Source organism: Brucella sp. HL-2 (assembly GCF_025846885.2).
In the GTDB taxonomy this organism is placed as follows: Bacteria; Pseudomonadota; Alphaproteobacteria; order Rhizobiales; family Rhizobiaceae; genus Brucella; species Brucella quorumnocens.
Window position 1 is genome coordinate 49,641 of the sequence record NZ_JAOYTK010000023.1, and the last position, 10,207, is coordinate 59,847.

Below are 10,207 nucleotides of genomic sequence, written 5' to 3' on the forward strand. Positions count from 1 at the left end.
TTCAGAGGCCTTTATAGAAAAGTGTGGTCGCACAGGGGCTTCCGTCAGGATAAAGCGCATAGTTCGGGATCACGCCGACCCGTTCCCAGCCAAGATGGGTATAGATTGCTTCCGCATGACTGCCGGTCGCGGTGTCAAGGCAGATGAGTGTCTTGCGATGGTTGCGAGCACTTTCTTCGGCTGCTTCCATCAGTTTGCGCGCAATGCCAAGGCCGCGCGCTTTTGTATGGATGAGCAGCTTTTTGAGGTCGGCGCGATGCGGCTGATTTGGCATTTGCGACAGGCCAAGCTGTACCGTGCCGACGATCTCGCCCTGATGTTCGGCAATCAGAAGCGCAGTCTCGCCAGCATCGACTTCATTGGCGACACGGTTCCAGTAGGGGATGAAATCATGCGTTTCGCATGGTGCCATGAAGCCGACCGATGCGCCGCCATTCACGCAATCCGTAATGATTTCGGCAAGTGCCGGGATGGCGGCTCTGGCTTCTTCGAAATTGAGAACGCGAATCATGCTTATTGCTTTCAAAGACTGCTGCGGCGTTCGAGTACGATTGTATAGCGTGCGGTCGACATGCCGGGATTATGAAAGGTGATGCCCTCGACGAGTGGCATGTAAAGACAGTCGCCGGCTTGGAGCCGATATGCGGTTTCACCAACCGTGATTTCCATTTCTCCCTTCAGGAGCCACAAATGCTGTGTGATGCCTGCATTGGCTGTTTGTGGAGCGAAGGCGACCTTTGCCCCTGCGGGAAACTCGACCTCGATCATGTCGATGCTCGATCCCGTTCCTGGTGGCGAAACAGACCGCCGGATATAGCCTGTATCCGGATCACGCCAGACTGGCTGGCGATCATGCGTGAGCAAGGGAGAAGCAGGGGCTTCCGCATCAGCAAAGAAGGCTGAGAGCGATGTGCCGAGAGCTGCACAAATGCGCGCCAGAAGCTGTGCGGTCGGGCTGGTTTCGCCACGCTCGATCCGCGAGATCATGGCGCGGCTGACTCCTGACGCATCCCCAAGCGCATCCAGCGTCATGCCTTGCGCAAGGCGCAGGCGGCGCAGATTGTCGCCGATGGCGTTATCGAGCCGATCTATTACGTTTTCCATTATGATAGAATTAATATCTATTATAATGGAGTCAAGCGTTATTCAGGATAGCAGACAAAAGAATGCGGCGGGATTTCTCCCGCCGCAGCCAAACTATTTCTACAATATTGGTATCAGCCCTGCGCCTTCAGTTCCAAACGGCGGCGATGCAGAACAGGCTCAGTATAGCCATTCGGCTGTTCGCGGCCCTTGAAAACCAGATCGCAGGCAGCCTGGAAGGCAATTGACTTGTCGAAGTTTGCGGCCATCGGGCGATAAAGCGCGTCGCCTTCATTCTGCTTGTCAACGACCGCGGCCATCCGCTTCATGGTTTCCATGACCTGCGCTTCTGAAACCACACCGTGATAGAGCCAGTTTGCGATGTGCTGAGCGGAAATGCGCAGCGTTGCGCGGTCTTCCATCAGGCCGACATTGTTGATGTCCGGCACTTTCGAGCAGCCGACGCCCTGATCAACCCAGCGCACGACATAGCCGAGAATGCCCTGCGCGTTGTTGTCGATTTCCTTCTGAATATCTTCCGGCGTCCAGTTTGGACGGCTGGCAACAGGCACTGACAGGATATCATCGAGCTTGGCGCGTGGGCGGCTCTTGAGTTTGTCCTGAACGGCAGCCACATCAACCTGATGATAGTGTGTTGCGTGCAATGTTGCAGCGGTTGGCGATGGCACCCAGGCGGTGTTCGCACCAGCCTTCGGATGAGCGATTTTCTGTTCCAGCATCGCAGCCATCAGGTCCGGCATGGCCCACATGCCCTTGCCGATCTGTGCATGGCCGGACAGGCCACACTCAAGACCGATATCGACATTCCACTGCTCATAAGCGCCAATCCATGCGGCCTGCTTCATGTCGCCCTTGCGGATCATCGGGCCAGCTTCCATCGAAGTATGGATTTCGTCGCCCGTGCGGTCGAGGAAGCCAGTATTGATGAAGACCACACGTTCTTTTGCTGCGCGGATTGCTTCCTTGAGGTTGACCGTGGTGCGGCGCTCCTCATCCATGATGCCGATCTTCAGCGTATTCGGCTTCATGCCGAGCAACTCTTCGGTGCGGGTGAAGATTTCATTGGCGAATGCCACTTCTTCCGGGCCGTGCATCTTGGGCTTGACGATATAGACCGAGCCTTCCCGTGAATTCAGGTGGCGACCATTCGGGCCGATGTCGTGCAGTGCAATCAGGCTGGTGAAGGCCGCATCCATAATGCCTTCCGGCACTTCATGGCCTTCTGCATCGATGATCGCCGGGTTGGTCATCAGGTGACCAACGTTACGAACCAGCATCAGCGAACGACCCTTGAGGGTAAGTTCGGAACCATCGGCAGCCTTATAGCTACGGTCGCCATTGAGGCGACGCGTCATCTGCTTGCCGTTCTTCTCGAAGGTGTCTTCGAGCTTGCCGCTCATGAGACCGAGCCAGTTACGATAAACGGCAACCTTGTCTTCGGCGTCAACAGCAGCGATCGAATCTTCGCAATCCTGAATCGTACTGATGGCCGATTCCAGAACCATGTCTGCGATATGTGCCGGGTCGGTCTTGCCGATCGGGCTGTCCGCATTGATGACGATATCAACATGCATGTTGTTTTTGGCCAGCAGCACATTGGTCGGTGCCGCTGCATCGCCATTATATCCCTTGAACTGGCTGCCGTCCTTCAAGGCGGCGCTCGAACCGTCGGCAAGCGTTACAGCGAGTTTGCCGTCCGTGACGGAAAGGCCTGAGACGTCGGCCCACTTGCCCGCATTGAGCGGTGCGCTTTCGTCGAGGAAATTCTTGGCCCATGCGATGACTTTTTCACCGCGCTTCGGGTTGTAGCCTTTGCCCTTTTCTGCGCCATCATCTTCAGAGATAGCATCGGTGCCGTAAAGCGCGTCATAGAGCGATCCCCAGCGTGCATTGGCAGCGTTGAGCGCATAGCGGGCATTCATAACCGGAACGACAAGCTGTGGTCCTGCAATATGCATGATTTCCGGATCGACATTGGCGGTCGAGACCTTGAATTCTCCACCTTCCGGCAGGAGATAGCCGATGTCCTTCAAGAACTGCTGATAATCAGCCTGCGAATAACCCTTGTCGCGATTTTCTTTGTACCAGGCATCGATCTTGGCTTGCAGATCGTCGCGTTTTTTGAGGAGTGCGCGGTTCTTCGGCGCGAGGTCGCGGATGATGGCTGCGAAGCCCTTCCAGAATGTTTCTGGTTCCACGCCCGTTCCCGGTGCGGCTTCCTTGGCCAGAAATTCCACCAGTTCGGGGGCAACACGCAAGCCTTCAATCTCAACGTAATTATTTGTTGTTACGTTACCCATGGCTCCGCCTCCTTCAATATAAAACAATACCGCCAGTGTCTTTCAACGCCAGCTTCATGCATCCTTGAACCGCTTTAGCGCGCTTACGTCAATCGGCCCCCGGGCACATCATCTGTGACGCTGCGGCGAAAATGGTCTTTAAAGTGATAGTCTTGCGCGTATATCGTCAGGCGTAAAGCCTTGTTCGCGCAAAGATGCAAGTGCGGTGTCCTTGCGGCTTTTGGAGAGTTTCAACCCATCATCGCCCAGCACCAGATCGTGATGATGATAATGCGGTTCCGGCAGACTGAGTAGGGTCTGCAACAGCCGGTGTACGGATGTTGCATGAAAAAGATCGCGTCCGCGGACAATATGAGTGATGCCTTGAAGGGCATCGTCCACCACGACTGACAGATGATAGCTGGTGGGTGTATCTTTGCGCGCAATCACCACGTCGCCCCATTGTGTGGGGTCCGCGGGTAGGCGACCAGTCTCGCCATCTGGGCCTTTGCCGCTTTCGTTCCAGAAGAGTGTTTTGCCTGTGGTTGCAAGCGCCTTTTCCATATTGAGCCGCCATGCATAGGGTGCACCAGAAACAATGCGCTCCATTTGTTCTTTTTCACTGAGGTTACGTTCGCCCTGGGGATAGAGCGGCGTACCGTCGGGATCGGACGGCCATTCTTTGCCTTTGGCGTGCGCTTCGCCGATTTGTTCGCGCACTTCTGTGCGACTCAAAAAGGCGGGATAGACGAGACCTTTGTCGGCAAGCTTGGTCAATGCGTTGCGATATTCGCCAAAATGCTCCGACTGGCGACGCACCGGCTGTTCCCATTTTAGCCCAAGCCAATGGAGATCATCATAGATGCCCTGTTCGAGTTGAGGCGTGCAACGGGCGGTGTCGATGTCTTCCATACGCAGAAGAAAGCGACCATCGCAGTCGTTCGCCATGCTTGCGTTGAGAAGGGCGGAATAGGCATGGCCAAGGTGCAGTTGGCCATTGGGGCTAGGGGCAAAGCGGAAAACAGATTTTGTCATGATCATGTCAGTTGATTGTCATTTGACGGTATTGGTACTTTGCAAGTTAATGAAATGAAAGGCCATCTTATGCTGCGGATCGATACATTGAGCGATATTGAGGCCGGGCTTGAGGCACTGGTGCTGGTCGATGCCCGACTGGTCGATATACGCAGCCGTTCTCATCAAGTGCCGCTTCGCCGATCCGAGCCGGGGTTTGAAAGCCTTGCTTCAATTATTGTCGCACAACAGGTCTCAACCGCGAGTGCGGCTGCGATCTGGGCACGGTTCAAGCAGGTGGTCGATCCTATGACGCCGGAGGGATACATTGCGGGCGGCGAAGAAGCGTGGCGATTTGCCGGGCTTTCGCGTCCGAAGCAAAGAACGCTTTTTGCGCTGAGTGCAGCTTTGGCAGAAGGGGCGATTGACCTGCATGGACTTTGCGAACTGCCTGCGGAGGAAGCGATCAAGACATTGACAGCGATCAAGGGTATCGGCCCCTGGACCGCTGAGGTTTACCTGCTTTTTGCAGCCGGTCATCCAGATGTATTTCCGGCAGGCGACGTCGCCTTGCAAACTGCGGTCGGTCACGCTTTTGCGCATGAAACACGGCCGGATGCCGCAGCTCTTCGTCTGCTTGCGGAAGATTGGGCGCCATGGCGTGGCGTGGCAGCGCGTTTGTTTTGGGCATATTACGCTGCAATCAAAGGCCGCGAGGCGGCGCCGCTTCTGTAAATCTTGCGTGTTTCCGGGGACATAAATGCGTTTCCGCTTCACAATCCTGTCACGTCGGGATTACATTATTCGCATCAGGTGATGACGGCATTTCGATTCGCAGAAGCTTGATATCCTGCCTATCGCACTTGCCGCTTTCACAAGATCGGAGCGTCGTAGGTTGCGCCCAGAATGGACGCGCGGCGCTTCGATGAAGAACGCAATTCCGCATGGAAAGCCATTCGCACTTTTCCTTTCGGAGTTGCTCTGAAGGAGGTGCGCCCTTGAATGTAGCCGTCTCTCCCCGGACCGTGTCGAGCAGTGGATTACCCGCGCTGGTCCTCAATGCGGATTATCGTCCGCTCAGCTATTACCCTTTGTCGCTCTGGTCCTGGCAAGACGCGATCAAAGCGGTGTTTCTCGAGCGCGTGCATATTGTGGCGGAATACGACCAGATCGTATCATCCCCCTCATTCTCTATGCGCGTTCCCAGCGTGATTTGCTTGAAGGATTATGTGAAGCCACCGCGCTATCCGGCGTTTACGCGCTTCAATTTGTTTCTACGTGATCGTTTCGAATGCCAGTATTGCGGCTCTCTGCACGATCTGACTTTCGACCACGTCACCCCGCGTTGCCATGGCGGCGAGACGACGTGGGAAAATGTGGTCGCCGCATGTTCTCCGTGCAATTTGCGCAAAGGCGGCTTGATGCCGGCTCAGGCGCATATGTGGCCGCGCCAGAAGCCGGTCACGCCCACTGTGCAGGATCTGCACAATAATGGGCGCCTTTTCCCACCCAACCATCTCCACGACAGCTGGCTCGACTTTCTGTATTGGGATGTTGAACTAGAGCCTTAGTGTCTGTTCCAAAAGTCGCCAAGCCGGTCTGCAAATTGCGATTTGTCTGCGTTCCGATGCTCATGTACCCAAAAGTACACTCCGCTTCGGTACTCGAAAATCACCATTTTCGCCACGGCCTGCCGCTTATTGATTCAGACACTATTCTGCGACATGCTGTAGAAAGAACGATTCCCTCAGAAATCGCTCTTACTTCCCAGCTTTTGCAAAAGCGCCGTAGTAGCCGATCGCTGCAAAGAGCAGGCTTGCGACGACGTTCCATCCGGCAAAAGACAGGCCAAGGAAAAAGCCTGGTGCACTGTCACATGCTGGTGGGCGGGTCGCGTTGAGATCGCCGAGCAGATTGCCTGCATCTAGCGTCACTTTCATGGTCGCTGCACTGCAATCAGCCGGACCCGGCCAATATTTTAGCTCGACGCCTGTGTGATAGATGGCAAGCGCCAGACCAAAGGTCATCAGCAGCGCGCCGATCAGGATCAGGCCGCGCGTCAGGATTGGAGGCCATTTCAAGCGATAGGAAACCAAGGCCGCAACAAGAACGGGAACGCCGATATAATATGGCGTACGCTCTTCAAGGCAGAGCTTGCAGGGCATGAACCCAGCCAGATGCTCGAAGCCGAGAGCGGTTCCAACGGTTGCGGCCAATCCGACTGTCATGATGCCAGCGGACCAAGCCTGAATTTTGCCGACCGGTTTGTTGAGTGCAAATGCCATATGAAATTCCCTGAAGCGGCTCTCAGTATTTATTTAATCGCATTATCCTCATGCAAAAAGCTCACGCACTTTTGCTGGAAATGCTCTTTGGTGCAGATAAGCCAAATTACTACTTTGTCTCCAATCAGTTTATTTTGACCGACTTGAGGCAAAATCAGGCGTGGAGATATTTAACCGCCAGGAACATCGCGATCAGCACCACGGCAACCAGCCCAGCCAGAAGGCCGAGGCGCTTTTCGATAAAACCACGGATCGGTTCACCGTAGCGCTTCAACAGCCATGCAAGGAAGAAGAAGCGTGCGCCGCGAGCCACGATTGCCGATGCAATAAACAGCCAGATGTTGATGCCAGCGGCTCCCGATAGGATCGTCACCACCTTGATAGGCGGCAAATGGGCCAGTCCTGATGTGATGAGCATCAGAAGTATCATGTCAGCGCTGGTCGTGCCGCGCATTTGCTCAAATGTGTCGAGCTTGCCATACATTTCTAATACGGGTTTAGCGACCTGCTCATAGGCATGGTAGCCGAGATACCAGCCTGCGATGCCGCCAAGAACGGAAAATATGGTTGCAACCAAAGCATAGCGATAGGCCCGCTCGGGGCGGGCGAGCGCCATCGGCAGATACAGCACATCAGCTGGGACGAGAAAAACTGAGCTTTCTACAAATGCAATGAAAGCGAGCCAATATTCGGCAGACTTTCGGGCAGCAAGCGAGATCGTCCAGTCATAAAGTCGGCGCAGCATGAAGTTTTCCGGATTTTTGCGGGCAAACACCCAAGGATTGTTTGCGTCGTCTATAAATAAAAAAAGTGGCGCGAACAATGCGCGCCACTTTTTTGAATCTGCTTTCTACGGAAGCGAGAGCAGTTCTGGTTTAAAAATAAATGTCAGAACGGCTCTCGTTTTTGTCTTTACGCACTATCCCGCGCAAAACCGCTTCGCACTTTTGCTGGAAGTGCTCCATCGAAAGAGAGCGATTTTTAACGCTTGTAAGCGCTGCAGATGTATTTGGTTTCGAGATATTCCTCGATGCCGTATTTCGAACCTTCGCGCCCAAGACCCGACTGCTTCACGCCGCCGAAAGGTGCGACTTCATTCGAGATCAGTCCAGTGTTGTGGCCCACCATGCCATATTCCAGACCTTCACTGACCCGGATCGCGCGGCTGAAGTTCTCTGTATAGAAGTAGGCAGCCAGACCGAAGATCGTATCATTGGCCATGGCAATGACTTCTTCTTCCGTGTCGAAGGTGAAGAGCGGTGCAAGCGGGCCGAAGGTTTCTTCCTTGGCGACAATCATGTCGGAAGTCACGCCGGTCAGAATGCCCGGTTCAAAAAACAGACCGCCCAGTTCCTTGCCGCCTGTGATGAGCTTCGCACCCTTGGAAACAGCGTCTTCGATGTGCGCTTTGACCTTGGTGATGGCTTTTTCTTCAATCATCGGTCCGATGACGACACCCGGTTCGGTGCCATTGCCGACCTTCAGCTCTTTCACTTTGGCTGCCAGCTTTTCAGCAAACTTGTCGTAGATGCCGCGTTGAACATAGATACGGTTGGCGCAAACGCAGGTCTGGCCAGCGTTGCGGTATTTCGAAATCATTGCGCCATCAACAGCAGCATCGATATCCGCATCATCGAACACGATGAAGGGTGCGTTGCCGCCAAGCTCCAGTGAAATACGCTTGATGGTCGGTGCGCACTGCGCCATCAAAAGACGGCCGACTTCGGTCGAGCCCGTGAAGGACAGTTTGCGCACAATCTCGTTGCTGGTGAGTTCAGCACCGATTTCGCGTGCTTTGCCAGTCACGATCTGCAGAACGCCTGCTGGAATTCCGGCCTTTTCCGCCAATACACCAAGGGCGAGAGCCGTCAGCGGAGTGAGATCGGCGGGACGGACAATCATTGTGCAGCCAGCGGCTAGGGCAGGTGCTGCCTTACGAGTAATCATTGCCGCTGGAAAATTCCATGGGGTGATTGCAGCGGTCACGCCGACTGGCTGGCGGATAACAGTGAGACGTTGCCCATTTTGCGGGGCAGGGATCGTGTCACCATAGACGCGTTTGGCTTCCTCGGCGAACCACTCGATGAAGGAAGCGGCATAAATAACTTCACCGCGCGCTTCGGCGAGTGGCTTGCCCTGTTCCGATGTCATTATAAGAGCAATATCATCGGCGTTGGCGACGATCAGATCGAACCATTTGCGCAAGATACCTGCGCGTTCCTTAGCGGTCTTGCCGGCCCATGAAGGAAGCGCCTTGTTCGAAGCGTTGATTGCTTCTTTAATAGTATCGACCGACAGGGAGGGAACAGTGCCAACAAGGGAGCCGTCCGCAGGGTTGGTCACATCAATGGTTTTGCCATCGGCGGCGTCAATCCAGCGGCCGTCCACAAGGCATTGCGATTTGAGCAGCGATTTATCTTTCAAGGCAATCATATCTGATGTTCCATCCCGGTGTTGCGTCAAAGGGCGGTTCAATATATTGAACGCTATACGATATACTGAATAAATCAGCCGACAGAGCTAAAGTCAATTCATCTGTCGGTTGGCTGAAGAGGGCATATGGACAAAACTGTACTCGATGATGAAAGTTCCTTGAAGCTGGTTCCAGCCGTGGTGAGGGCGACGCAGATTCTTGATTGTGTTGCCGGGAGCCGTGATGGGCTCAAACTTTCGGATATCGTTCGTCAAACCAAATTACCCAAAAGCAGCGTTCATGGGCTTTGCCAGACACTGACCCATCTGAAGCTGTTGAAGCTCAACAGTGATGGAAGCTATACAATGGGGCCGCAATCGGTGCGTTGGGCCAATGTCTTTCTGGCCGACAGCGATATTGTCGATGCTTTTCATGATGTGGTGGCAGAAGCCGAAGGGCTTGGCGCTTATACATTGACGCTCTCGCATCTGGAGGGTCCGGAAGTCATCTATCTGTCCTGCCGCAACTCGACGGCGCCTCTCGGCATCACATTCCGCATCGGGATGCGTGTACCGGCCGTTTTTACGGCCACCGGCAAGGCAATGCTCGCGGCAATGTCCCCGCAGGAGCTTGCGCGCCATCTTCCATCTGAGTGGCCGCAGCCGATTACGCCTTCAAGTGTGCAATCGTTGAAGGATCTGGAAGCTGAAATGGCCGAGGTTAAAGCGAAGGGTTATTCGCTTGATGACGGACAGTTGCGTGAAGGCATGTTCTGCATTGGTGCTGCGATCTGCGATCGTCCGTTCCACCCAGCCGCAGGCATTGCCCTTTCTATGATGGCTGCAGAGGCGCGACCTGACATGGTGGAAGCTATGGGCAAACGAATGCGCGCGCTCGCAGATAGCCTTGGTGAACGCATGGGCTGGGTTTCTTCTGCGAGGCCGTGATTAGAATCGGGATGGTTTGTTTGCTTAATGTTTGGTAAAATTGTTAGGTTTTCGCTGTGGAAAGAAAGTTTGGCTATTTTGTTATTTTAGCGTTGACAGTTTTGTTTAGTGGGACGTATATAGCGACACAACGAGGGCGGCGGCGTCGCAAGCGACAGGCTGATG

10 protein-coding genes are annotated in these 10,207 nt (G+C 54.4%); 3 read left to right on the forward strand and 7 right to left on the reverse strand.

Annotated features, from left to right (window positions below; translation table 11 throughout):
* Nucleotide 1 precedes the first annotated feature (1 nt).
* The 4 genes from OIV19_RS18740 to gluQRS all read right to left on the reverse strand — a co-directional run bounded on the left by OIV19_RS18740 (nt 2) and on the right by gluQRS (nt 4,418).
* Nucleotides 2–517, reverse strand: a complete 516-nt coding sequence (locus tag OIV19_RS18740) for a GNAT family N-acetyltransferase (protein ID WP_095447970.1) — start codon at nt 515–517, stop codon at nt 2–4.
* A gap of 5 nt (nt 518–522) precedes the next feature.
* Nucleotides 523–1,104, reverse strand: a complete 582-nt coding sequence (locus OIV19_RS18745; RefSeq protein ID WP_095447288.1) for a helix-turn-helix domain-containing protein — start codon at nt 1,102–1,104, stop codon at nt 523–525.
* Between the two features lie 113 nt (nt 1,105–1,217).
* The gene (locus OIV19_RS18750; RefSeq protein ID WP_264232823.1) at nt 1,218–3,404 is read right to left on the reverse strand and encodes a malate synthase G; all 2,187 of its coding nucleotides are present in this window, start codon (nt 3,402–3,404) and stop codon (nt 1,218–1,220) included.
* A gap of 138 nt (nt 3,405–3,542) precedes the next feature.
* Nucleotides 3,543–4,418, reverse strand: a complete 876-nt coding sequence (gene gluQRS / locus OIV19_RS18755; protein WP_095447969.1) for a tRNA glutamyl-Q(34) synthetase GluQRS — start codon at nt 4,416–4,418, stop codon at nt 3,543–3,545.
* A gap of 69 nt (nt 4,419–4,487) precedes the next feature.
* Here gluQRS and OIV19_RS18760 point away from each other — a divergent pair, with 69 nt between their 5' ends.
* A complete protein-coding gene (locus OIV19_RS18760; protein WP_095447968.1) occupies nt 4,488–5,132 on the forward strand; it encodes a DNA-3-methyladenine glycosylase family protein in 645 nt (214 codons plus the stop codon).
* Between the two features lie 263 nt (nt 5,133–5,395).
* Nucleotides 5,396–5,968, forward strand: a complete 573-nt coding sequence (locus tag OIV19_RS18765; RefSeq protein ID WP_095447286.1) for an HNH endonuclease — start codon at nt 5,396–5,398, stop codon at nt 5,966–5,968.
* Nucleotides 5,969–6,157: 189 nt separating this feature from the next.
* Here the strand turns inward: OIV19_RS18765 and OIV19_RS18770 are convergent, their stop codons facing one another.
* The 3 genes from OIV19_RS18770 to OIV19_RS18780 form a co-directional block, all read right to left on the reverse strand.
* Nucleotides 6,158–6,682: a disulfide bond formation protein B gene (locus tag OIV19_RS18770; protein WP_095447285.1), complete on the reverse strand. Its 525-nt coding sequence runs from the start codon at nt 6,680–6,682 to the stop codon at nt 6,158–6,160.
* A 154-nt stretch (nt 6,683–6,836) separates the two neighbouring features.
* On the reverse strand, nt 6,837–7,427 hold the full coding sequence (locus OIV19_RS18775) for a YqaA family protein (protein WP_095447284.1): 591 nt from the start codon (nt 7,425–7,427) through the stop codon (nt 6,837–6,839).
* Between the two features lie 236 nt (nt 7,428–7,663).
* A complete protein-coding gene (locus OIV19_RS18780; RefSeq protein WP_264232827.1) occupies nt 7,664–9,115 on the reverse strand; it encodes an NAD-dependent succinate-semialdehyde dehydrogenase in 1,452 nt (483 codons plus the stop codon).
* Nucleotides 9,116–9,241: 126 nt separating this feature from the next.
* On the opposite strand from OIV19_RS18780, the gene OIV19_RS18785 reads away from it, so the two are divergent.
* Nucleotides 9,242–10,042, forward strand: a complete 801-nt coding sequence (locus OIV19_RS18785; protein ID WP_095447282.1) for an IclR family transcriptional regulator — start codon at nt 9,242–9,244, stop codon at nt 10,040–10,042.
* The last annotated feature ends 165 nt before the right edge of the window (nt 10,043–10,207 follow it).

What these genes read in the sequence shown, in the direction of transcription:
- OIV19_RS18745 (WP_095447288.1), bottom strand. Translation starts at nt 1,104, where the DNA reads ATGGAAAACGTAATAGATCGGCTCGATAACGCCATCGGCGACAATCTG.
- OIV19_RS18750 (WP_264232823.1), bottom strand. Translation starts at nt 3,404, where the DNA reads ATGGGTAACGTAACAACAAATAATTACGTTGAGATTGAAGGCTTGCGT.
- gluQRS (WP_095447969.1), bottom strand. Translation starts at nt 4,418, where the DNA reads ATGACAAAATCTGTTTTCCGCTTTGCCCCTAGCCCCAATGGCCAACTG.
- OIV19_RS18760 (WP_095447968.1), top strand. Translation starts at nt 4,488, where the DNA reads ATGCTGCGGATCGATACATTGAGCGATATTGAGGCCGGGCTTGAGGCA.
- OIV19_RS18770 (WP_095447285.1), bottom strand. Translation starts at nt 6,682, where the DNA reads ATGGCATTTGCACTCAACAAACCGGTCGGCAAAATTCAGGCTTGGTCC.
- OIV19_RS18775 (WP_095447284.1), bottom strand. Translation starts at nt 7,427, where the DNA reads ATGCTGCGCCGACTTTATGACTGGACGATCTCGCTTGCTGCCCGAAAG.
- OIV19_RS18780 (WP_264232827.1), bottom strand. Translation starts at nt 9,115, where the DNA reads ATGATTGCCTTGAAAGATAAATCGCTGCTCAAATCGCAATGCCTTGTG.
- OIV19_RS18785 (WP_095447282.1), top strand. Translation starts at nt 9,242, where the DNA reads ATGGACAAAACTGTACTCGATGATGAAAGTTCCTTGAAGCTGGTTCCA.